The organism is Enterobacter sp. WI-ESBL-E8 (assembly GCF_053364895.1).
Window position 1 is genome coordinate 4333269 of sequence record NZ_JBRWXJ010000001.1, and the last position, 23215, is coordinate 4356483.

The window sequence follows — 23215 nt, forward strand, 5'->3', positions numbered from 1 at the left end:
CAGTCGGGAGCTTTCATTTTTTAGTGAACTTTTGGCAAATAAAATAACTTTTCGGCAACTCTACGCTCTAAATCACTATCTCCATTCAGGCACATATACTCAGTAGTAACCCAATGTAGATAGTGATAAATGTCTTCGATTTCTTTTCCCGCATATAACATCTCACAGATAGGCTGCACATATGCATCATATTCATCATCGGCCTCAATGAGGTCGTTGATACCTATAGGATCCCACTCATGTAATAAAACAGCCTTAACTTGGTTATGTAAAAAGCGATCATTCATTTTGTCGGTGCTCCTGGAATTACAGTTACAACATCGCCTGTATTAGAGTTAATAATTACCCGCAAATTGTTTGTTGCATCGTAGTACCCCGTAGTTCCAGACTTTGTCGGATAAGTATTCCCTGTCTTAATCGTATTTTCTACTGCTGAAGGCGGAACACCACGCCCTTGCATACGATCAACTGCATGAGCTGAATATGTTCGCTCACCAATTACTGCTGGCGAGTTAGAACCTTTGGTATTCATGGGATTACCATTTCTACCTGTAGGATTGTAAGCACCTCTGGCTCCTCCACCTTCAATCAGCGGGTTATCACGACAATCCCAGGGGGTTTCCGCACACATCATGCTCTTCAGAGAATTATTCTCCGCCGCATTCTTCCCGGCCTGCGCACCCGCAGCCGCTGAACCCGTACTGTCTCCGGCTAGTCCACCCGCCATCCCGGCCGATATCGTTGCCAGCGCACTGACCGTCTGTTTCTGCTCCTCGCTCAGCGTCGACAAATCTTTGACGTCAGGGTACAGCATACCCGCTATCGCCTTCGCCGCAAGTTCACCGGTCGTCGCGCCTGCCGCACCCGCTGCCGCACTGTTTCCCTGCAGCGCCGCAACCGCACCGCCCAGGATGGCATGCGCAATGGTTTTCGCTGCCGTATTGTCATCGATCCCCATGCCGTGACCAATACGGTATGCCAGCTCCGGTGCCGAGGCCCCCGCCAGCGCTGCCTTCAGGTCGCTGCCCGCCAGCCCCTGAAGCGCGGCCGTCGCCGCCTGGATACCCCGCTGCAGGTCGCTGCCCGTGCCGTATTTTGCCGTCGTGGTTTTGTACGCATAGGTCCCGCGCAGCGCATCCTGATAGGCCTTTTTCAGTGCGTCGCTGGCATCCGCGTCCGGCTCAGTCACGCCCTCTTTCGACAGCGCATCCCGCGCTGCCTTCAGCCCTTCTGTCTCTCCATAAGTGTTCGCAATATCCACCGCCTGCGAGCCAATCTCACCAATCAGCTGCACTTCCTGCAGGCGCTGCTGCTCCTTCTCCTTGTCAAATATCGGGCTGATGCTGCCGTTGGCATGCTCCGCATCGCGGCTCAGGTCAGCCACATCCTGCTTCTGGTTCTCCTTATCGCGGATGATGAGCGTCCCCTCGCTCACCGCCGCCTGTGTCGTGCCTTCCGCGTGACCACTGTTACCGCCTCCGGCCAGCAGAGCGTTCGCCATGTTCCCGGCAAACTGCTCGCCGATGCTGCCGCCCGAACTGATGCCTGCGCCCTGGTGCTCCGTCTTAAAGTCCGCCTGGTTATGGATATCACTGAAGCCCAGCGTCCCTGTGTCGAGGCGATTTTTATCCGCCGTTGCCGTGGAGGCAATAACCCCGCCGTCGAGCTGCGTATGGTTGCCCACCGTCACGTCAAACCCGCCGCTGCCTGCAAACAGCCCGCTCTGCTCCTGCACCGAGTCGTAGTCGCTGGTCATTTTGTCGCGGCTGGCATTGATACTGCCGGAGGCCGTGCCTGCACCAAACGTATAACCCACACCGCCGCTGACGCTGCTCTGCTTGCTGTTGTAGTGGTCGCTGTCCTGGGTGCTGGCAATCGTCAGATCGCGCCCGATATCCGCCACCACGGCTTCGCCGCTCACCTGCGCTCCGGCAATCGTCGCGTCACGCCCGGTGTTAATGGTCACGCGGTTACCTGCATCCACCGTGGTCTCGTTCTGCCAGACGCCGTTACCCTTCTCGTGCCCCTTGCTGCTGTTGGCGTTCGCCGAGATGCTGATGCCCGCCCCACCGGAGCCGACACCCACCCCGACACCCAGGCTGCCGCCGCTGCTGCTGTTTTTACCCGTCGTCTGCTGCGTGTCCTGCGAAGAAATCAGGTTAACGTCACGCGCCGCGTCCAGCGTCACGTCCTTCCCGGCCTTAATCTGGCTCCCCGCCACGGTGATGTCGCTTCCGGTGGCCTTTATCGTGACGTTATTGCCCGCGCTCAGGGTTCTGCCCGTCGTCGTCTCGCTCTCCATGTGCGATGAAGATTTGGACGACTGTGACCCAATCGACGCGCTGACGCCGATGGTGTTGTTATTGCGTTTATCAGAATCGCCCTTCGCCTGGTCCAGCGCCACCGCCTGGCCGGCCTGTACGCCGGACAGCACCGCCTGCGTGCCCTGCAGTACTGCCAGACGTGAGTCGCTGCTCTGCTTCGCGCTCTGTGCGGTGGTGACCGCATTATTCACCGCGCTCCCCGCCGCCCCCGACAATGCCACCGTCAGCCCGCTGCTCTTCTGCTCAAACGTCTCATCGCGGGTGCGTTTGTCATGCCCCGGTTCAATCACCACGCTGTCGCCGGTCAGGCTGATATCCTTCTGCGCGATGATATCCGCCCCGCCGATATGCGCCTGTTTACCTGCGGCAATGCTGACGTTACCGCCCGTTGATCCGACGGTGCTGAAGCTCTCGCTCTGGGTCGTGCCCTGCTCGCGAAGGTCGTGGGTGGTTTTGCTGCTGCCGATGGTGAAGCCGATACCGCCCGTGCCCATCAGGCCGGACTTTTTGGTCTCCTTGAAGCGCCATGAGGTGTCGGTGTTAGTCGCCGCCACGATGTCCACGTTGTTGCCTGCGGACAGGGCCACGTCGCCGTCTCCGGCAACCGCAGAACCTTTCACCAGCAGGTTGTTCCCTGCCGACACCGTCACGTTGTCGCCGCTCAGCAGCGAGCCTTTCTCCCGCGTCGCGCTGTCTTCCTCGATGGTGTGGGTGGTCTTTTTACTCAGGAACCCGCTGCTGGTTTTGGTTTTCTCGCGGTAGCGGTAATCGCTCTCCGTTGCCGTCGTCAGGTTCACGTCGCGGCCTGCCGCCACGCCGATATCGCCCTGCGCAGTGACCTCTGCCGCCTGCGCGGTCACGTCTCGCCCGGCGACGATCGCCGTATTGCCGCCGCTGGCAATCTCCGTTCCCTGCTGACGAACAGATTCATCGATGGCGGTTTTTTTCTTCGCCTGGCTGCTGGAGCGTTCCGTTGACGCTTCCGCCAGCAGATTCACATCCCGCCCGGCCTGAATCCCCACATCCCCTTCTGCGGCCATCGCTGCCGCACGGGCGTTCACGTCGTTACCCGCCTGTAGGGTGAGATCGCCGCCCGCACTCAGGGTACTGCCCTGATGCGTGACGGACGCCGTCTCCGTGGTCGCGCGGTTGCGCCCGGCACGTCCCTCGCTCGTCGCAATCTCGTTGGCGGTGATGTTGATGTCATTCCCCGCCGCCATGGCCAGGCTGCCGCCCGCCGACACGTTGGCGCCGGTCACGTTGATATCCTGTCCGGCGCGCATCGTCAGCCCGTCGGTGGCGGTGATGGAGGCCGTCCCGCCCACGTCCGTGCCGCTAAAACGCACATTGCCCGCGTCGACATTCCACTGCTGCGCGCGGGTAACGTTGTTAACGCTGCCGGTGACGCTCTCCAGCCCTACCGTTTTACCGCTGATGGTGGAGCCGATGTTGTTGATGTCCCCCAGCGCGCTCAGGTTCAGCTCGCCACCTGCGCTCAGCAGCCCGGCGTTGAGGTTGCTCAGGCTGTTGCTGCTGTCGATTGTCAGGCCATTCTGCGCCGCGATCGTACTGCCGCTGTTGATGACGTTACCGCCCGCCAGCTGGACGTTATTACCGCTAATCACGCTGCCGCTGTGAACGGTCACATCCTTCGGTGAAAGGTAGACTTTCGGGATCATCACCGTCTGGCCGTTGAGGGTCGCCGCTTCCCACCACAGCAGGCTGTGGTCAAGCGCGGCAACCTGAGCCGCCGTGAGCGCCACGCCGAATTTCAGCCCAAGCGTTTTCTGCTGCTCTGCGGCGCTGTCCATCAGGTAGCGCATCTGATCGAGATCGGAACCGATGCCGTTGATATAGCGGCTGCCGGTCTGGTTGAGAATGGCGTTGCTGACGTAACGGGTATCAAATGCCGCGTCACCGAGGAACCGGTAGTCGCGGTCCGGGTTCAGGCCCAGACGGTCAAGGAAATAGGCCGAGCCGAGGAACTGGTTCCGATCGGTATACGCGCTGTTGGTTTCACGCGGCACATTGCCGGGTTTTATGCCGAGCATGTCATACAGTCCGTCAAACAGGCTGTCGTCCATATTGCCGAGGTCATCAAGCTTCGGGTTCACCGTAATCAGATACGGGCTATCGGGATCGGTTGACGGGACAAAATAGCCGTTGCTGCCGGACGGCAGTGGATAGTTTCCGCTGCTGCCGTTTTGGTCGGCAAGTGATGAACCACCGGAAATATCTTTCAGGGCGTCGCTTAACGCATCACGCCATTGCGGCGTGGTGATGTCCTGCGCATCCGCTTCGACAAGAGACTCCGCCTGCTCGCCGTTGGCGATGGACTGGTTGCTGAGTGGGGTCAGCGTTGGGGTCGAGATGTTATTGACAATCTCTCCTGTTAATGGTGAGAAATCGCCATTATTCACACCTTCTGTGAAGTTCGCCTGGACATTACCTCCCGCCTGAATAACTGCGCGGACAACATCTCCAGTTCGTTCGGTAACTTCATTATCTGAAAGTTCATAAATGAAGTAGATTTCTTCTGGCTTGGGGATCCAGTTAGAGTAAAAACCTGCTTTTGAAAAAGTATACGTGCGCCAGGTTTCAATCACTTTGTCCTGGTAGCTTAAATTATCAAACCGATTCCCCGTTAAGAGAATATCCCTGCCAGCCAGAATCTGGGATGCATTATTGAGAAAATAGTCAGCACCGATAGTCAAATCTCTGCCAGAGGAAATACGTCCCGCCGTTCCGGAGATATCAACCGATTCGGTTTTTCTTTCAACTAAGTATTTTTTTGTACTCGTTGTTTCATCGGGTTTAACAACGAGCATAGGTGCCGGTCCGGCGTTACCTCCACCAACAAAAATTTCGTAATCCGGATGACCATCTTCATTGCCCCAAATTGTAATTGTGCTTCCATTCGCATCGGACAGTTGATCGTAGAAGGTTTCTTCAACAACTTTTGACGTTAATGCATCCCTGTTATTTTCAAAATGCCGGGTTTGAATCGTAATATCACCCTTCTGCGTCTCAATATTCCCGGATTTATTCACCACTTCGCTGTTCGCCGCACCCGCCGCATTTTTCTGCATCCACAGGCTATTCCCTGCCAGAATATCGCCGTAGACGTTATGGATACGGTCAGCGAAAATCTGCATATTATTCGCGGCATAAATCAGTGCGGTATTGAGCAAGGTACCCGCAGCATTCATCGTCAGGCTGCCTGCCGTACCGGTAAAGCCATTTACGGTAATGTCGCTCAGGCTGTTAAAGGCCACGTCGCCGCCTGCAGAGAGGCTACCGGCTGCATTGAGCAAAATACGTTGCGCGCTGAACGTGGTGTCACCCTTACCTGCGGTGAACTGGCCGTTGTTGGTTAACGCCCCACCGGCGCTCAGAACGAGGCTGTTTCCCTGTAGCGTGCCATTATTGGTGATATCACCCTCAGCGGAGAGAGAAAGCGTTTTGCTGGCGGCCAGCGTTCCACTGAACTCCAGCGCACTTAACAGATGAAGCGTGACGTCCCCCAGCGCCACAATCTGACCCGCGTTGTTCAGCGTGCCGCTGTTAAGCGTGAGGTTACCCGCGCTGAACAACCTGCCGCTGGTGGCATTGGTGATCGCATCGCCCTTCACCGTAAGCGAAGCGGTGCCGAGTGCCGTACCACGGTTATTCAGTTTTTGATAGTTAACCAGCAGGTCTGCACCCTGCAGCGTGCCGTCGTTGGTGAGAGTCGTTCCCCGTAGCTCGGCGTTGTTGGTCGCCAGTATCCGCCCATTATTCACGGCGTTCACCGCGTCCAGCAGCAACCTCACCGCCTGAACCAGCCCGCTGCTGCTGTTCTCCAGCTCCGGCGCGGTCAGCGTGAGGCTGCCGCCAGAGAGCACTTTGCCGTCGTTCTGCACGCGGGTGGTGACTTTCACCGCAGACTCCCCGCCGCCCTGTATCGTTCCCTGATTATTCAGCGTGGCAGCCGATACCGTCAGCGCGTTCTCACTCAGCAGCACGCCGCTGGCGGTATTGCTCAGTGCCCCGGCCGCATTCAGCGTCAGCCCTTCTCCCTGAAGGCGTCCGCTGTTGATAAGCTGCCCTGTCGTAACGGCGGTCGTTTTCCCCTGGATTTGCCCGGCGTTGGTCGCATTGCCCGTATCAAGCGTCAGCGCGCCTGCACTGAGCAGTTTTCCACCGGCCAGATTGTTCAGCTCCTGATTCATGGCAACCGACAGCGCATCAACGCCGGTGATTTCACCGCTGTTGGTCAGCGTCTTCCCCTTCAGCGTGAGGTGCTTCGCAATCCACTGCCCGCTGTTTGCCAGCGTCAGTGCTGAGAGCGCCAGCTCACCATTTGAGGTGATTTTGCTCCCCGTAGTGCCGGTAAGGGTGCTGTCGATTTGCGCATCCAGTAGATTTTCTGCCTGGATCGCACCGCCGTTCGTAAGCGCCTGCGCATTAATAAGTACCCGTTTCCCCTGCCACTGCCCTGTATTTCGCAGATCGCCGCCTGTCACGGACAACTCGCCCGCCGTCAGCAACGATCCCGACGCGTCATTCACCAGCGCCAGTAATGGCGCCGCCATCTCCAGGCGGGCGGCCAGCGTCAGGGCGGCAATCCCGGTCAGCGTTCCGCTGTTCGTGATGCTATCCTGATGCGCGGTGACGCGGTTCCCCTGAAGCGTGCCGTTGTTGCGCAGCGTATTTCCCGTGAGCAACAGATCGCCCGCCGACAGCAGGCTGCCGTTATTCACGGTGTTGATGGCATTCAGCGTGATGTCGCCCTGACTCATCATTTCGCCGGTATTGCTGAGCGTTCCGCTGGCCGAAGCGTCCAGTGAACCGGTCGCGAGTGAACTTCCGCGGTTAGTCCAGTCACGCCCGCGGAGGCTGACGTTCTCTCCCTGTAGCTGGCCTGCGGTGGTCAGCGCGGTTCCTGAAAGGCTGAGCACCCCGGCCGTGAGCGTGCGGGAGCCTGCCAGTAAATCCAGCATTCCGGCGGTCAGAGACAGTGCGCTATCGCCCTGTAACAGACCGGCACTTTCGAGGCGATCGGCATTCAGCGTCAGCGTGTTCCCCACGATGCTGCCCGCGCTGGACACCGACTGCGCCGTGATGCGGTTTGCCCCGTGAGCCAGCAGCAGCCCCCCCGCGCTGTTATTCAGCGAGTCGTAATCAACAAGAAGTGAGGCGCCGCTCAGCTCGCCGCTGTTGGTCAGGGATGAGCCAGACAGGGAAAGCGCGGCATCGCTGGTGATAATGCCGGCGTTTTTCAGTTCAGCGAGTGAAAGTGACAGCGCGGCCGGACTGTACAGCACCCCGCTGCTGCGGTTATCCAGCAGACGGGTGACCAGTGAAAGCGTCGTTTCGGCGTGGATCAGGCCACTGTTAATGACGTCAGGGCTGTCGATCGCGAGCGAGGAGGCCGTCAGCGTCCCGCTGTTGCTGAGATGACCGGTTTCAACCTTAAGCCCTGAAGCCGATGATTTTCCCGCGTGGTTGAGGCTGTTATCCGCCTTCAGAATCAGGCTGCCTTTGGCAGCCTGCGTTCCTTCAAGCTTTGCATTGAGCACGTCCACGCTGATGCTGTTGCCCTGCGTCTGTGCCGTGGCCGTAGTGTTGAGGCTGTTTCCGTGCAGAGTAATGGCGCCACCCGCGCTGGTTTCACCGGCAAGCGTGGTCCCGGTATTGTTAAGCAGCAGATCCCCGTCGCTGTGGGTGACTGACTTTTCGCTGGCGGTGAACGTCTGCGCAGAGGTCGTGAGCCCCCGGGCACCGGAAAGCGTACCGCTGTTGACGATCTGCGCCGCGTTCAGCGTCAGCGCGTCATCGCTGATAAGACTGCCGCTGTTGTTCAGGTTACCGCTCGCGATAACGGTGGTTTTGCCTTTCGCGCCGGTGTCGCCGGAAAGGGTGACGTTGCGTGCGCGGATATCCAGCGTCGAGGCACTGTTCAACGTGCCGGAGCTGGTGATATCGGTCCCCGAGACGGTCAGGCTGCTGCCCTGAACGGTGCCGGTATTGCTGAATGTCCCGGTGGTAATCCGGGTATCCGCAGCGGCTGCAAGCGTGCCCTGGTGAGTGAGGCTGCCCGCGCTGACGGCGAGGGATCGTCCGGCGACGTTGCTGCCGTTCAGCCGGCTGTGGCCGGACGTGGTGAGCGTGATATTCCCGCTGGCATTGGTGGTGCTGCTGCTCTCCTGAGTCAGCGTCTGACCGCTGAGCGCAATCGCTGAGGCACTGAGATTTCCGCGCTGTACCAGCTCGCCAGCCTGAACCGACAGCTGCTGGCCCGCGACGACAGCGCCATTAAGCACCGCGTTTTCCGCACCGTTCACGGCAAGGTGACGACCGGCACCCGCCTGGGCATCGGCACTCTGGATAACGCTTTTTGCCGCAAGCGTCGCGTCGTTTGCGGCCGTGAACGCACCGCCGTTCTGCGTCAGCGTGCCGCCGGTTGTTAACTGCAGGTTTTCATCGGCGGCGATGCGGGCCTGGTCAAGCGTCAGAGCGCTCTGACCGGAGACGGTTAAACTGCCACCCGCTTTATGGTCGCCGCGTAACGTCACGTCCGCCGCGCTGACCGTGGTGCTGCCGCTGGCAAGGGAATTTTTCAGCACCACTTTGCCCGCGCTGTTGAGCGCGATATCGCCCTGACGCGCGTTAAGGTTGCCCAGGTTTACGCCCACACCCGCCTCACTGGAGACCAGACGAATGCGGTTGGCGTACATGCCACCCAGCGCGCCGGTGTCTACCGCCACCTTTGGGGCTTCGCCTTCACCTTTTAACGCGCTGACGCTACCGTCCGCCGCGACCCGGTTCGCCCCGGTTACCAGACGTAAATCTTTCGCATGCAGTTGCGCATTGATCTCGGTCGCGCGGGAAATGATCGACACCGCATCGCTTTGGCTACCATTCAGCCCCGCGCCCTCGATGGTGACGGCGCCTTTGGTCACATCAAGCGACTGCAGCTTACCGCTGGCATCGAGCACCGGTTTACCCGTGGTGAGCGTCACATTCGGCGTATTGATAAACCCGCAGCCGTTACAGGTGATGCCGTAGGGGTTCGCCACAATGACGTTAGCCGCCTTGCCCGCGACTTCGGTATAGCCCTGTAAATTCGAGCGGTTAGTCCCGGTGACTTCGTTGATGATGCCTTTGGCTTCCTGCCCGGCTTTCAGGTTGGGGTTGTTCTGAATAATCCCGCCCAGCTGGGTCTGGTTGAGCTGCCCGGTCGCGTTATTGAGGATCAGCCCCTCTTTCCCGACGTTGTAATCGTTGTACTTGTTATGGGAAATACCGGATTGATTCGGCGTGGCGATGTTCACCACCGGCACGCCGTTGGCCGCCTTGTCCATCTGCGTATTGCCGGACGGGGTGAGGGTTGCTGCCATCGCGGGCAGCAGCGGCTGCGTCGTCAGCAGCACGCTCAGTAACGCGCTCAGCGCGCGCTGCGAAAAACGAACCTGATCCTGTTTCATCATCCCTGTCCCTTAGAAAGCCACTGATACGCGGTAATAAATCGTGAGGTGGTCCGGCCCCAGCCAGTCCGGGTACGCCATCGGTGTGCCAACGGTAAACTGGCTTGAGTAGTTACGATGAGCCGTCGTAAGACCCAGTGCAGCACCCCACAGCGTGCCGGAGGCGTAACGGTCGAAACCGTCCTTCTTCAGCCAGCCGCCATCGATTGCCGCCAGCAGGCCGACATCCCCTACCCACGGCAGCGTAAAGAGCGAATAATTCAGCTCATTTCGCCAGTAGCCGCCGTTATCGCCGGAGATGTACTGCTCCTTAAAGCCGCGCACGGAGGCTTCGCCACCCAGCGTCAGCCGCTCGCTGCCGTACAGCCGGTCCGGCGACCACTGAAAGTAGACGCTGGTCAGCCACCACAGCCTGTCCGCAACGGGGCGCTGAAAGCTGCCGTTTACGCTCCATTTGCGAAACTCTGCTTTCGGCACATCGCCGTGCTTGTCGTTATCATCTTCTGCGCCAAACCACGGTACCCCCTGAGTAAAGGTCGGGTTCAGGGTCGCCACGCCGGAGGCGATTTTTTGCGTGTGGTTAAGGCCCAGCGAGAAACTGGAGAGCTTGCGGCTGCTGGTGGCCAGCAGAACATCGTCGAGATAGTTATGGTTGATACGGTGCGTGAGACCCGCCGACACGCCGGTTTTGATATCGCCATTGCGGAACAGCACCCAGGAGCCCGTCAGGCGGTGCGTCTCGGTATCCCCCGTCGAACGCCAGAGATAACCGTTATTGTCGATGGTACTGAGGTAATTGCTCCAGCTGTAGCTATAGTCCAGCAAGCCGTAGCCGTAAGGTACGCTGACCCCGGCGGCAAAATTCTGCGCATCATGGCTATTCGAAAAATCGCTGCTGCGCCCGCCGCTGACAAACCACTTATCCGCCAGACCCAGCAGGTTATTGCCGTACACCGCGCCATTGAGCTGCCCGGTCCCGGTACTCTTTTGTCCGCTGTTATCGAAACTCACTGTTCCGCTGAGCGGGAATTCTGGCGTAGCCGTCAGATTAACGATCGAGTAGCCCTGCCTGTCGCCGGGCAAGATTTCTATTTCAACCGGCGTCTGGCGCACGCGATTGAGCTGCTCCATTCCCTGTTCGATATCGCGCAGGTTCAGAATTTTTCCTTCGAGCCCGGGGAAGGTCATGTTCAGGGTGCGCGCCGGAACACCTTCAAGGCGTATTTGCTGGAGCTTACCTTCCAGAACCGCGAGCTGGAGAACACCACCGGAGAGATCCTGTTCGGTCAAAAACGCACGGCTGGTGATATAGCCCCGGCTGATGTACCAGTCAGACACGGCGTTAGTCAGGGTATTTAAACGGGCAATATCAAGGCACTGATTCAGCCACGGCGCAACCAGCCGTTCTTTAGCTAACGGAGAGAGAAGGCTGGCACCCGTCAGTTCGATGCGCGAGATAGCAAAACAGGGGCCTTGTGGGGTCGCGGTACTGTCGGGCTGAGCCGGACGCGGTAACACCACGCTGCGCTCCAGTTCTTCACGCTGGCGCTGATTTTCATCCAGCAACTGCTGCTGTTGCTGCTGAATGGTATTGCGGTCGGCCGGCGACAACGGGGCGGCGAGTGCGATGTCTGGCACCAGTAACACGATGGCTGTCAGCAGCGTGCGTGCTGATGTTTTCCCTAACACTATTTACTCTCCGCTCAAAGTCCGCTTTCAAACTTGACTGTTAAAAAACGAGCAACTTATTTCAAAAAGTAAATAGTGTAAATATCAATAAAGAAAATAAGGATACTTCTGGCGCATTTTCAGATTTTTGCAGGGATAAATACGAAGCAATATTAAAGAAATCCCCCATCGCGCCGATCATCATCCGTGTGTATTATTTCCTGTAGCGTTGACCACAACTATCCTTAACTCAAATACTTAAGCGCCAAAGCGAAAGGCATCATGAGCACACCGATCAAACGGCTAGAAATCATTAAAAATGCCATTGAGCTGGAAGATGACGACATCATCCACAGCCAGCTGACACGCCTGAAAAATGAAGCGTTTGACGATGAGCTACAGGCGATCGTCGTGGCGCTTGAGGAGAAGAACTACACCGCGGCGATGGCGGCCATCGTCGCCTGGCTGCAGGGCCAGCGCGCGGTTACCCCGTGGCGCGACCCGCAGGTGGCTGCCAGCAAGCTGGAGCTGAAGGCGCTGGAAGAGCGCCTGCGCGATCTGATAGACCGGCGCAACGCGCGGGTGCAGCAGCTTGACGAGTTCAACGATCTCTATTTCTCCCGCCTGGGTCCCCTGATGCAGCAGATCCTCGCCCTGCGTAAAACCCTGGCGGAGCTGAACCTGCGGCGTCAGCAGGCGGAGGCGCGTCGTCGCGAGGAAGATTATCGCCGCTGCCAGCGCTACATGGCGCAGGCGGTTGAGGTGCTGGCAACGCTCACCCAGCGCTGGCGCGATCTGCCTGCGGATTCCGTGCAGGCCGCCGAGGCGCGCAAGCATCTGGAGCAGCAAAGCGATCTGATTGCCAACCTGCTGGCCGAGGCGCTGGAGCTGGAGAGCGGCTTAACGCGCGAAGAGGAGCCCGCGCGCCAGGCGCGCGACGAGGCCAACGAAGAGTACGAGAAATATCGCGAGCAGCATCACGATGCCGAAGTGCGGCTGCGCAAGGGCAAAGATCTCTCGGAAGAAGATCGGAACGAACTGAAGCGTCTCTGGCGGCAAGCGAGCAAGCTCTGCCACCCTGACCTGGTGGCAGACGACCTGAAAGAAGAAGCCAACGCGATGATGGTGCAGCTCAACCAGGCGAAGCAGCGCGGCGACGTTAAATCCATTCGCTCTCTGGTGGCCCGACTGCAGCAGGGCTTCGAGCCGCTGATGGCCAGCGACAGGCTGAACGATCTGGAACGTATCCGCAAAAAAATGGCGCAGGTGCGCGAGCAGATCGACATTTTAGTGAACGAGCTGGCGGAGCTGGAGAAAGAGGAGTCCTGGCTTCTGGTCTCGTCGCTGAGCAATATGGAAGCGTACTTCGCTCAGCAGGAGAAAGCGCTGCACGAGGTCCGCGCCTCGCTCGAACATCAGGTGAACGAAGCGCAGCTGGATTCCGCCGCGTGACTACTTGGCGTGCCAGTATGCGCTGGCACGCACCAGCTGGGGGTCAATCGCGTCGGTTTCAAACTGACGGCTCAGCGTTTTCACCACCTTCCCTTCCCCAGTCAGCCAGATGAAGTAGTCCTCCGCCGGGACGTTCAGCGCCGCCAGATGGTCGGCTACCGCCTGCTCGCTGTGGCCCACCACCCAGGTGATGTCGAACGCGCTCAGGTGCGCCAGATACTCTTTGTAAGCTTCGTCTCCAACCGTCACTACCGCATGAACCTCCGGGCGAACCGGCAGTTTAGCAATGCCCTCTAAGCGTCGGCGCAGCGCGGGCATGCCGGATTCATCACACACGTACAGCTGCCAGGCGTAATCTTCCGGCACAACCAGCGAACCGCGCGGGCCGCCGATGGTCAGCCTGTCGCCCACTTTCGCCTCAACCGCCCAGCAGCTGGCAATGCCGCCGTCATGAACGAAGAAATCGAGCACCAGCTCATGACGGGCCTCATCGTACAGCGGCGTATAGTCGCGCGCCTGCGGACGCACGCCGTCGCCCCAGTCGATGCCTTCATCGGTAACCACCGGCGGCACAAACGTTGCCCCGGGCGCCGGGAAAAAGACTTTGGTGTGGTCGTCGAAACCGCGGGAGCTAAAGCCCTCCAGCGCCTCGCCGCCTAAAACAATGCGCTGGAAACCCGCGCTGGCGCGCTCAACGCGAAGCACCGTCAGCTCGCGAAAACGCAGGTCATTACGAACGCGCTGTGGGTAACGGGTAGATGCCATTTTTAGCCCCTTCTCTGGTGAATACGATATATCTAAATCAATTTTCAAATGATAATGATTACTAATAAGAAAAAATGCAAGATCTTTTAGATTGCATCTGAATATATCTTAGATATAGTTTAGATATATCAAATTGAAGGGCATATTATGCGACACGAACACGACGGCGGCGGGCGCCGACCGCGCTTTTTTGGCCACGGCGACCTGCGGCTGGTGATTCTGGACATCCTGACCCGCAGCGCGAGCCACGGCTATGAGCTGATCAAAGAGATAGAGAACCTGACGCAGGGGAATTACACTCCCAGTCCTGGGGTGATCTATCCGACCCTGGATTATCTTCAGGATCAGACGTTTATCGCTATTACGGAAGAAGAGAGCGGGCGTAAGCGAATTACGATTACCGCTGCGGGCCAGCAGTGGCTGGATGAAAACCAGGAGCAGCTTGAGCACATACGGGCGCGTATCAAAGCGCGTTCCGTCGGCTTTCAGCTGCGCAAAAACCCGCAGATGAAGCGGGCGCTGGATAACTTCAAAGCGGTGTTAGACCTGAAGGTGAATCAGGGAGAGCTCAGCGACGCGCAGCTCAGGCAAATCGTCGGGGTGATTGACCGCGCGGCGCTGGAGATCTCCCAGCTGGATTAAGCCGGTGCGTGCTCGCTCACGCGGAAGACGCGTACCAGCTCTTTCAGGTGCATCGCCTGTTCGTTAAGCGAGGCCGCCGCCGCCACGGACTCCTCCACCAGCGCGGAGTTTTGCTGGGTGGTGGCATCAATCAGGCCAATCGCGCTGTTGATCTGGGAGATCCCCTCCGTCTGCTCGTGGCTGGCCTGGCGGATCTCGCGCAGGATCACATCCATCTCCTCCACGTTGCCCACCATCCCGTTGATCAGCGCGCTCGCTTTCTCGACCAGGTTCATCCCGTCCTGGGTCTGGCTGGTTGAGCTTTCAATCAGCTCGCGGATTTCGCTGGCCGACGACGCGCTCTTCTGGGCAAGCTGACGCACCTCACCGGCTACCACCGCAAAGCCGCGACCGTGCTCCCCGGCGCGCGCCGCTTCCACCGCCGCGTTCAGCGCCAGAATGTTGGTCTGGAAAGCAATGGCGTCGATCAGGTCGATAATGTCGGACATCCGGTTCGACGTCTCGTTAATCAGGCGCATTTTGCTGGTCACCTGCTTCATCATCTCGCCGTTGTTTTTGACCACCGTGGCGGCATCTGCCGAGAGGTTGGTCGCTTCCCCGGTGTGCGAGGCCGTGTTTTTCACCGTCGCGGTGATCTGCTCCATCGAGGCGGCGGTCTGTTCAACGGAGCTTGCCTGCTCTTCCGTGCGCGCGGCCAGATCCTGGTTCCCGGCGACAATCTGCGCAGCTGCGCTGGAGATATTCTCCGAGCCGGTTTGTACCTGCTGCACAATGTCCAGCAGACGCGTCTTCATCTCCATCAGCGCATGCAGCAGCAGGCCCGTTTCGTCTTTGCCGTGCGGCGTGATGCTGCCCGTCAGGTCGCCCTCTGAAATCGCTTTTGCAAAATGCACCGCCTCGCCGAGCGGGCGGGTGATAGAATGCACGATGAACCAGCCAATCAGGCTGCCGACCGCGACGCTAAAGAGGGTGATCAGGATCAGCAGCAGGCGGTTAGACCTGAAATCCCCTTCCACCTGCGCGCCTGCACTCTGCATCTCGCTGTTTTGAATGGCGATCAACTCCTTCACCTTCGCTTTGTAAGCCTGCTGCACGGCGAGGGTCGTGGTCATCATCTCCTGAATAGCGCCCGCACGATTGTTGTTCTGCACCGCCTGCAAAATGCGGTAGCGCGAGTCCAGATACTGCTGGCGCACGCTGCGGATTTCCGCCAGCACCTGCTGAGATTTTTGATCCTGCAGCGCGTTGTTCAGCTCGCCCAGGATCACCGTGATGTGCTCGCTGATCTCTTTCAGGTGCTGCTGAGATTGCCCGGTATAAGTGCCCTGTTCGTCCAGCAGCATCAGCTGTTGAGTGCTAATAAATTCCTGGAAGTTATCGATTAACTGGTTCGCTTTTACCGTGGTTGGATAGTCACTGGTAATAATGGACTGCATCCCATTATTTGCCCGATTCAGACTCAGCAAAGACAAGCTTGCGCTGATCGCCATCAGGACAATAAAGAACCCAAACGCCAGAAATAATTTCGTGCCGATCTTTACGTCATGTAGGAACATATTTTCTCCATCGATGTGATTATTTCTCAGACGATCGCTGTTATCGGTAACGAATTCGCTAACTTTATGACTTTGATCGTTTTTTTATTTCATAACCCTCACAATTGATAGGTAGAGACTATTAATATTGCTCCATCGATCGTTACCAGACCACCTGACGGGGCTTTTTCGAAATAGCATTCTGAAGAATTGACTTAGGCGGGAATAAATAACTGAGGCACTTTTTTTAGTTATTTAATATTAATTTAACAACAAACTACATTAATAGTCACATCTATAGAATAGAAAAGCCGCGTATGCCTTACGGTATACACGGCTTTTCTGGAACATCGCGGTTTAATGGAGCACGGTTACGGCATCCTTGAGACGTCCGGCGCGGTGTTTCACCATCGCAGAAATGTGCGCGCTCTCCTCCACCAGGTCGGCGTTTTTCTGCGTGATGCTGTCGAGCTCGGCCACCGCGCGGGTTAACTCTGACAGCCCGGTTGCCTGCTCGGACGTCGCGTGGCTAATCTGGGCGATCAGCTGCGTCACGTTTTTCACCTGCTCGACAATATCATCCATCGTTCGGCCTGCGGCGTGAACCTGCTCAGAGCCGGACTGCACCTTGCTGGCGCTGGCATCAATCAATTTACGAATATCATTCGCTGCGCTGGCGCTGCGGCTGGCGAGGTGGCGAACTTCGCCCGCGACCACGGCAAAGCCTTTCCCCTGCTCGCCTGCCCTTGCCGCCTCAACGGCCGCATTCAGCGCCAGAATATTGGTCTGGAAAGCGATATCGTTAATCAGGGACGTAATCGAGCCAATGCGCTGCGTGCTGTCGGCGATGTCATCCATGGTCTTGACGACGGTCTGCATCGCGTTGCCCCCTTTCGTCGCCGCGCCGCTGGCGGCGACCGAGAGTTTATCCACCTCGGCGGCGGTTTCAGAGTTACTCTGAACGGAAGCGGCCATCTGGTTCATTGTCGCGACGGTCTGCTGCACGTTGGCCACGGTCTGACGCGTACGATCGTTGAGATCTTCATTGCCCTGCGCCAGCCTGTCGCTGCCGTCGCGGACGCTCACCACCTGGCTCGAGACGTCATTGATCAACCAGCGGCACATCAGGCCCAGCTGCCCTACCGCGCGCAGCGTCAGCCCCAGCTCGTCGCTGCGGTTCAGATGCTGCACGCTGTTGCGCTCGCCGGTTGCGACCTTCAGCGCCTGTCGCGCCACATTCTCTACAGGTCTGACAATCTGTTGCTCAAACAGCAGCGTTCCCAGCAGCATCACCACCGCGGCAGCGGCGAGCGGCATCCAGCCAGCATTGGTCGCGACCAGCGAGGCGGCGAGCAGGGCAAAGAGCGCCGCCATCACGCCGCGCACGCGCCAGCGCAGCGGCATGGCCGGCAGTTTACCCAGCCAGCCCTTTCCCACCACCAGCCCTTTATGAATACGTTTTTTACAGCGCCCGTCATTCAGCGCCCGGTAGAGCGGCTCCACGGCGGCAATCTCTTCCGCTGTGGCCTTCGTGCGGATCGACATATAGCCCGTCACCTGCCCGCGGCGCACCATCGGCACCGCGTTAGCACGCACCCAGTAGTGGTCGCCGTTTTTACGCCGGTTTTTGACGATCCCGCTCCAGGGTTCGCCCTGCTGCAGCGTGTACCACATATCGGCAAACGCGGCCTTTGGCATATCAGGGTGGCGCACCATATTGTGCGGCTGGCCCGTCAGCTCATCGAGCTGGTAGCCGCTCACCTGCACAAAAGTGTCGTTGGCGTGGGTAATGTAGCTGTGGACGTCTGTGGTAGACATTAAGGTGGTGTCATCGTCCAGAGGATATTCATTCTGGGTGACATAGGTTGGAGAGGACATCGTGGGCATCCCTTGCAGGTTATTTGAATGTTAATTTTGTGGGTCATTGTTATTTCGGCGGTAAACAATTTATCTTTAGTTGTTAAACTTGATGAAGATCGCAGATTTGACTTAAACCATACTTTTTATACGATTTTATAATTCATTGATTTCAAATACTTTCGGTAAGAAATTACCCACAAAGTAGGATTGGTTAACGCTCGCTAAAGTCGCAGCACGTGCACTGGTTTAGTGCATCCGCCCCTTTCATCCCTTCTTGATGCGCTCTGCCGTGTCCCGCTAAATCCCGTTTCGGTTGTATCGGCATGATTAAATATTGCGCAACATTATTTTAACCTGGCGTTTATCCCGATTTTCGTTAAGGCATCTGAAGTGGCGTAATCCCTGCAATACTTAACTCAGTATCATGTGATACGCGATCCCCGGGAGCACATTTTGAACAGGTTACCTTCCAGCGCCTCGGCTCTTGCCTGTACCGCGCACGCACTGAATCTCATTGAAAAGCGAACGCTCGATCATGAGGAGATGAAACAACTTAACCGAGAGGTCATCGATTACTTTAAAGAGCATGTCAATCCTGGTTTTCTGGAGTATCGCAAATCTGTTACCGCCGGCGGGGATTACGGAGCCGTAGAGTGGCAAGCGGGGAGTCTTAACACGCTTGTCGACACCCAGGGACAGGAGTTTATCGATTGCCTGGGTGGTTTTGGCATTTTCAACGTGGGGCACCGTAATCCAGTTGTGGTTTCCGCCGTACAGAATCAACTTGCGAAACAACCTCTCCATAGCCAGGAGCTGCTCGACCCGCTTCGCGCCATGCTCGCGAAAACGCTGGCGGCCTTAACGCCCGGCAAACTGAAATACAGCTTCTTTAGCAACAGCGGCACGGAATCGGTCGAAGCGGCGATTAAGCTCGCCAAAGCGTACCAGTCGCCGCGCGGGAAATTCACCTTTATCGCCACCAGCGGCGCGTTCCACGGTAAGTCCCTGGGCGCACTGTCCGCTACCGCCAAATCCACCTTCCGCAAACCGTTTATGCCGCTGCTGCCGGGCTTCCGCCACGTGCCGTTCGGCGACATTAACGCCATGCGCACCGTGCTGACTGAATGCCGTAAAACCGGCGATGACGTGGCTGCGGTGATCCTGGAGCCTATCCAGGGAGAAGGCGGCGTGATCCTCCCCCCGCCGGGCTATCTGCCTGCCGTGCGTCAATTGTGCGATGAGTTTGGCGCGCTGCTGATCCTCGACGAAGTCCAGACCGGGATGGGGCGCACCGGCAAGATGTTTGCCTGCGAGCACGAGAACGTTCAGCCGGACATTTTATGCCTGGCGAAAGCGCTGGGCGGCGGCGTTATGCCGATTGGTGCGACGGTTGCGACAGAAGAGGTCTTCTCGGTGCTGTTCGACAATCCGTTCCTGCATACCACCACCTTTGGCGGCAACCCGCTGGCCTGTGCGGCGGCGCTGGCGACCATCAACGTGCTGCTGGAGCAAAACCTGCCTGCGCAGGCCGAGCAGAAAGGCGACATGCTGCTGGACGGCTTCCGCCAGCTGGGCCGTGAATATCCGGATCTGGTGCAGGAGGCGCGAGGCAAAGGGATGCTGATGGCCATTGAGTTTGTTGATAACGAAATCGGCTACAGCTTCGCGAGCGAGATGTTCCGCCAGCGGGTGCTGGTGGCAGGCACGCTGAACAACTCGAAAACCATCCGCATCGAGCCACCGCTGACGCTGACCATTGAGCAGTGTGAGCAGGTGCTGAAAGCGGCGCGCAAAGCGCTGGCAGCGCTGCGCGTGAGCGTGGAAGAGGCGTAATCAACGCCGGGTGGCGCTACGCTTACCCGGCCTACCAAATACTGCATCTGTAGGCCCGGTAAGCGTAGCGCCACCGGGCTGCTTTTTATCGGTGAAACTCCGCCACCGTCATGGTGAAGCGAAGTACAGTATCGCCTTCATTGGCATAGCCGTGCGCGGCTTCCGTTTTCGCCACCGCCGACGCCCCGGCAGCCACCTGCGTTACCGTCTCGTCCACCGTCAGGGTTAACATACCTTCGTTCACGTGCAGCAGCTCAAAGGTTCCCGCCGGATGCCCCGATGAGGTAAAGCGCTCTCCCGGCTGCATCTCCCACTGCCATAGCTCAATCATATCCGGGCCCGCGGTGCCCGCCAGCAGCCTGGCGTAACCGCCCCGTGCGCCCTGCCACAGCACCGGAATCGCGGCCTCTTCGATAACGTGCACCTGCGGCTCGCTGGAGACGTTAACGATATCCGCCACTGAGATACCGAGCGCGGCGGCCAGCTTGCACAAAATGGCGATGCTGGGGTTGGCTGCGCCCTTTTCGATCTCTACCAGCATGCCTTTGCTGACGCTGGCGCGGCGGGACAGCTCATCCAGCGACAGTTTTTTCTCTTTCCGCCAGTTGCGGATGCGGTTCGCCACGGCCAGGCTTACCTGGGCAACGTCGGCGCCCTGCGTAGTCATTATATTGACTTTTTCAGTCATTGGTCACTACCATGGTATAAAACAGTCAATACAGGATTATTTATGTCTCTCGTTACGCCGTCAATAGACTCGCGTCTTGCCGGGATTGCCCCCGGCTTTCGGGCGCTGAGCATTCTGGTTGAAGCAGCGCCGATTACCCACCCGGAGGTGGCGGCTGCCGCGCTGGCGCAGGCCTGCCAGCAGATGATTAATGATGATGTGCCATGGGCTGCGGCACACCTTTCAGGCTGGGATGAGGTGTTTAAAGCCTTCGGGGCGAAACCGAAACGCACGCCCTGCTCGGCATCCGCCCTGCGTAAGCGGGTGCTGAAAGACGGCTCGCTGCCGCCGCTGGACCCGGTGGTGGATATTTATAACGCGGTGAGTATTCGCTACGCGATCCCAGTTGGCGGAGAAAATCTCGCGGCTTATTCAGGCGCGCCGCGTCTGACGCTGGCCGACGGCAGCGAGCCGTTTGATACCCTCAAAGAGGGACAGCCGGTGGTGGAACATCCGGAACCGGGCGAGGTTATCTGGCGCGACGATCTCGGCGTCACCTGCCGCCGCTGGAACTGGCGCCAGGGGATACGGACGCGTCTGGACAGTCGGGCGCAAACCATGTGGTTTATTCTTGAAAGCCTGCCGTCGATGCCGCTTGCGGCGCTGGAAGAGGCGGGTGCGGAGCTGGTGGATAGCCTGCAGCGGCTGATGCCGGGAGCCACTGCTCAGGTGCAGCTGCTGGATCTGGCCTGAAAAATGCCGGGTGGCGCTTGCGCTTACCCGGCCTACAAAACCTTTATAACACCTGTTACTCCGGCAACAACCCCACAAAACTGCGCTTTTTGCGCGGCTCCGACATTAACTCTTCAAGCTTATCCACGCACGCCAGATAATGCGGGGTTTTCTTGTGCGCCAGCACCGCCTCTTCGTCTTTATAGGCCTCGTAGATAAAGAACCGGGTTTTCACGCGCGGGTCCTGCAATACGTCAAAGCGCAGGTTTCCCGGCTCCTTGATTGCCCCCTCGTGGTTGGCGCGAAATACCTCCAGAAACTCGTCCACCCGCTCGGGTTTGATGTTGATCTCCACTAACGTCACGTTCATTGTGCTTCTCCCTGTTTCTCTTCCTGCCAGAACTGGAACGCATCGCGGGCATTCCAGTTCTCGTGTACCACTTTTTTCACCGCCTTCAGCATGGCGAGCGGCGCGCTGGACTGGAAGATATTGCGCCCCATGTCCACGCCGGAGGCGCCCTGGTCGATTGCGCGCCAGCACATCTCCAGGGCCTCGTGCTCAGGCAGCTTTTTGCCGCCAGCGATGACGATCGGCACCGGGCAGCTGGCGGTCACTTTTTCAAAGCCCTCGTCCACGTAATAGGTTTTGACGAATTGCGCCCCCATTTCGGCGGCGATGCGGCTGGCGAGCGAGAAATACCGCGCGTCGCGCGCCATCTCTTTCCCGACGCCCGTCACCGCCAGCGTCGGCATGCCGTAGCGCGCGCCCGCGTCCACCAGCTTGATGATGTTGTTGATCGACTGATGCTCAAACTCGCTGCCGATATAGACCTGCGCCGCCACCGCGCAGACGTTCAGGCGCAGCGCGTCCTCCATCGCCACCGCCACGCACTCGTTGGAGAGTTCGCCCAGAATCGAGTTACCGCCGGAGGCGCGCAGCACCACCGGTTTGTTCGTCGCGGCAGGTACCTGGCTCCTGAGGATGCCGCGGGTACACATCAGCACGTCGGTTTCGCCGAACAGCGGTGCGATGGAGAGATCGATGCGCTCAAGGCCGGTGGTTGGCCCCTGAAAATAGCCGTGGTCAAAGGCCAGCATCACCGTGCGGTTGCTTTGCGGGTTAAAGATGCGCGCCAGCCGGGACTGCATGCCCCAGTCCAGCGAGCCGCAGCCCTTCAAAGTGAAAGGCACATTCTGCTGCGGCGTGCCGATACCAAAATCTTTACCGTCTTTGATGTCGTCTAAATCAGCCATTTGCTCCCCCGTCAGAAATCGTATTTGTTGATGTTCTCTTTGGTGAACACCACGCGCTCCGGCAGCAGCACGATGCCGTTGCCCTTCGCCTCATACTGGTAGCCCTGCACGCTGTTCGGCTCGACCTTCAGCGCCCCGATATTTTTTACGTCCACGCTGTCGCCCACGTTAAGATCGCCCTTTTTCAGCAAACGATCGGCGACATTGACCGCAATTTTGCCCTGCTGTACGACATCCCACAGGCCGAAGGCTTTTACCGTGCCGCGCTCCACGTACGGGCGCATCACGTTCGGCGTGCTGAAGCCGACAATCGCCACCCCTTCCCGCTTCAGGTTTTCTGCCGCCTGCGCGGCGGCTGGAAGCGCGTTGGCATCCGGTGCGATGATCGCATCCAGATCCGGATACGCTTTTAAGATCCCCTCGGCGGTTTGCAGGGATTTGGTGGCGTCGTTATAGCCAAACTGGGTGGTGACGACCTGCCACTGCGGATGGTCTTTCTCGATTTTGGCCTTCGCCTCTTTCACCCACTGGTTCTGGTCGGTGACGGTCGGGCTGGAGTAGAAGAACGCCACTTTGGCATTCGGTTTGGTGACCTGCTTGCCCGCCATCTCCACCAGCAGGCCGCCCAGCTGTTCCGGCGTCCCCTGGTTGATGTAGATGCTGCGGCACTCCGGTTTGGTGTCGGAATCCCAGGTCAGCACCTTGACGCCGCGCTGCATCGCGCGCTTCAGCGCCGGGCAGAGGCCGTCCGGCGACACGGCGGAGACGATGATGGCGTTATAGCCCTGGTTGACGAAGTTATTGATGAGCTGCACCTGACCGGAGACGCTCGGCTCGGTTGGGCCGTCGTAGGTGACGTCCACGCCAAGATCTTTCCCCGCCTCTTTCGCGCCGTTGCCGCCGCTGGTGAAAAAGCCGACCCCGACCAGCTTCGGGATAAAAGCAATGCGGTCCGCCGCCTGCACCGAGGCGAAGCTGAGGGCCATTGCCAGGACTATCAGTTTTGTTTTCATC

Annotated in this window: 14 protein-coding genes; 4 read left to right on the forward strand and 10 right to left on the reverse strand. The window is 58.4% G+C overall.

Annotation, left to right across the window (positions count from 1 at the left end; genetic code table 11):
* Positions 1-20 precede the first annotated feature (20 nt).
* The 3 genes from ACWHWP_RS20650 to ACWHWP_RS20660 are packed head-to-tail and all read right to left on the reverse strand — an operon-like array spanning position 21 to position 11482.
* Positions 21-287 carry a hypothetical protein gene (locus ACWHWP_RS20650; RefSeq protein ID WP_063432349.1) on the reverse strand — a complete coding sequence of 89 codons (267 nt, stop codon included), beginning with the start codon at positions 285-287 and terminating at the stop codon, positions 21-23.
* Positions 284-9793: a hemagglutinin repeat-containing protein gene (locus ACWHWP_RS20655; RefSeq protein WP_447856727.1), complete on the reverse strand. Its 9510-nt coding sequence runs from the start codon at positions 9791-9793 to the stop codon at positions 284-286. The genes ACWHWP_RS20650 and ACWHWP_RS20655 overlap by 4 nt, the downstream gene beginning before the upstream one ends.
* Positions 9794-9805: 12 nt before the next feature.
* A complete protein-coding gene (locus ACWHWP_RS20660) occupies positions 9806-11482 on the reverse strand; it encodes a ShlB/FhaC/HecB family hemolysin secretion/activation protein (protein ID WP_447856266.1) in 1677 nt (558 codons plus the stop codon).
* A gap of 261 nt (positions 11483-11743) precedes the next feature.
* On the opposite strand from ACWHWP_RS20660, the gene ACWHWP_RS20665 reads away from it, so the two are divergent.
* The gene (locus ACWHWP_RS20665) at positions 11744-12913 is read left to right on the forward strand and encodes a hypothetical protein (protein WP_059310539.1); all 1170 of its coding nucleotides are present in this window, start codon (positions 11744-11746) and stop codon (positions 12911-12913) included.
* On the opposite strand, the gene ACWHWP_RS20670 is transcribed toward ACWHWP_RS20665, so the two are convergent.
* A complete protein-coding gene (locus ACWHWP_RS20670) occupies positions 12914-13678 on the reverse strand; it encodes a siderophore-interacting protein (RefSeq protein ID WP_447856267.1) in 765 nt (254 codons plus the stop codon).
* 147 nt (positions 13679-13825) lie between these two features.
* On the opposite strand from ACWHWP_RS20670, the gene ACWHWP_RS20675 reads away from it, so the two are divergent.
* Positions 13826-14320, forward strand: coding sequence for a PadR family transcriptional regulator (locus tag ACWHWP_RS20675; RefSeq protein ID WP_059310537.1), 495 nt, complete (start codon positions 13826-13828; stop codon positions 14318-14320).
* On the opposite strand, the gene ACWHWP_RS20680 is transcribed toward ACWHWP_RS20675, so the two are convergent.
* Together ACWHWP_RS20680 and ACWHWP_RS20685 are read right to left on the reverse strand one after the other, a co-directional pair.
* Complete coding sequence (locus ACWHWP_RS20680) at positions 14317-15876, reverse strand: methyl-accepting chemotaxis protein (RefSeq protein ID WP_447856269.1); 1560 nt, start codon at positions 15874-15876, stop codon at positions 14317-14319. The two genes, ACWHWP_RS20675 and ACWHWP_RS20680, sit on opposite strands and share 4 nt — an antisense overlap.
* 336 nt (positions 15877-16212) lie before the next feature.
* Positions 16213-17733: a methyl-accepting chemotaxis protein gene (locus tag ACWHWP_RS20685; RefSeq protein WP_447856271.1), complete on the reverse strand. Its 1521-nt coding sequence runs from the start codon at positions 17731-17733 to the stop codon at positions 16213-16215.
* Between the two features lie 435 nt (positions 17734-18168).
* Here ACWHWP_RS20685 and ygjG point away from each other — a divergent pair, with 435 nt between their 5' ends.
* Positions 18169-19548: a putrescine aminotransferase gene (ygjG, locus tag ACWHWP_RS20690; protein WP_447856273.1), complete on the forward strand. Its 1380-nt coding sequence runs from the start codon at positions 18169-18171 to the stop codon at positions 19546-19548.
* A gap of 85 nt (positions 19549-19633) precedes the next feature.
* Here the strand turns inward: ygjG and ACWHWP_RS20695 are convergent, their stop codons facing one another.
* Positions 19634-20236, reverse strand: coding sequence for a helix-turn-helix domain-containing protein (locus tag ACWHWP_RS20695; RefSeq protein WP_447856275.1), 603 nt, complete (start codon positions 20234-20236; stop codon positions 19634-19636).
* A gap of 42 nt (positions 20237-20278) precedes the next feature.
* On the opposite strand from ACWHWP_RS20695, the gene ACWHWP_RS20700 reads away from it, so the two are divergent.
* Positions 20279-20968, forward strand: coding sequence for a B3/B4 domain-containing protein (locus ACWHWP_RS20700; protein WP_447856277.1), 690 nt, complete (start codon positions 20279-20281; stop codon positions 20966-20968).
* 55 nt (positions 20969-21023) lie between these two features.
* On the opposite strand, the gene lsrG is transcribed toward ACWHWP_RS20700, so the two are convergent.
* The 3 genes from lsrG to lsrB are packed head-to-tail and all read right to left on the reverse strand — an operon-like array spanning position 21024 to position 23214.
* Positions 21024-21317: a (4S)-4-hydroxy-5-phosphonooxypentane-2,3-dione isomerase gene (lsrG, locus tag ACWHWP_RS20705; protein WP_447856278.1), complete on the reverse strand. Its 294-nt coding sequence runs from the start codon at positions 21315-21317 to the stop codon at positions 21024-21026.
* A complete protein-coding gene (lsrF, locus tag ACWHWP_RS20710) occupies positions 21314-22201 on the reverse strand; it encodes a 3-hydroxy-5-phosphonooxypentane-2,4-dione thiolase (RefSeq protein WP_264439274.1) in 888 nt (295 codons plus the stop codon). Before lsrF ends, lsrG begins: the two co-directional genes overlap by 4 nt.
* An 11-nt stretch (positions 22202-22212) precedes the next feature.
* The gene (gene lsrB, locus ACWHWP_RS20715; protein ID WP_447856281.1) at positions 22213-23214 is read right to left on the reverse strand and encodes an autoinducer 2 ABC transporter substrate-binding protein LsrB; all 1002 of its coding nucleotides are present in this window, start codon (positions 23212-23214) and stop codon (positions 22213-22215) included.
* Position 23215 lies beyond the last annotated feature (1 nt).

What these genes read in the sequence shown, in the direction of transcription:
- ACWHWP_RS20700 (WP_447856277.1), top strand. Translation starts at nt 20,279, where the DNA reads ATGTCTCTCGTTACGCCGTCAATAGACTCGCGTCTTGCCGGGATTGCC.
- lsrB (WP_447856281.1), bottom strand. Translation starts at nt 23,214, where the DNA reads ATGAAAACAAAACTGATAGTCCTGGCAATGGCCCTCAGCTTCGCCTCG.
- ACWHWP_RS20695 (WP_447856275.1), bottom strand. Translation starts at nt 20,236, where the DNA reads ATGACTGAAAAAGTCAATATAATGACTACGCAGGGCGCCGACGTTGCC.
- ACWHWP_RS20680 (WP_447856269.1), bottom strand. Translation starts at nt 15,876, where the DNA reads ATGTTCCTACATGACGTAAAGATCGGCACGAAATTATTTCTGGCGTTT.
- lsrF (WP_264439274.1), bottom strand. Translation starts at nt 22,201, where the DNA reads ATGGCTGATTTAGACGACATCAAAGACGGTAAAGATTTTGGTATCGGC.
- ACWHWP_RS20655 (WP_447856727.1), bottom strand. Translation starts at nt 9,793, where the DNA reads ATGAAACAGGATCAGGTTCGTTTTTCGCAGCGCGCGCTGAGCGCGTTA.
- ACWHWP_RS20675 (WP_059310537.1), top strand. Translation starts at nt 13,826, where the DNA reads ATGCGACACGAACACGACGGCGGCGGGCGCCGACCGCGCTTTTTTGGC.
- lsrG (WP_447856278.1), bottom strand. Translation starts at nt 21,317, where the DNA reads ATGAACGTGACGTTAGTGGAGATCAACATCAAACCCGAGCGGGTGGAC.
- ACWHWP_RS20665 (WP_059310539.1), top strand. Translation starts at nt 11,744, where the DNA reads ATGAGCACACCGATCAAACGGCTAGAAATCATTAAAAATGCCATTGAG.
- ACWHWP_RS20670 (WP_447856267.1), bottom strand. Translation starts at nt 13,678, where the DNA reads ATGGCATCTACCCGTTACCCACAGCGCGTTCGTAATGACCTGCGTTTT.
- ACWHWP_RS20650 (WP_063432349.1), bottom strand. Translation starts at nt 287, where the DNA reads ATGAATGATCGCTTTTTACATAACCAAGTTAAGGCTGTTTTATTACAT.
- ACWHWP_RS20685 (WP_447856271.1), bottom strand. Translation starts at nt 17,733, where the DNA reads ATGTCCTCTCCAACCTATGTCACCCAGAATGAATATCCTCTGGACGAT.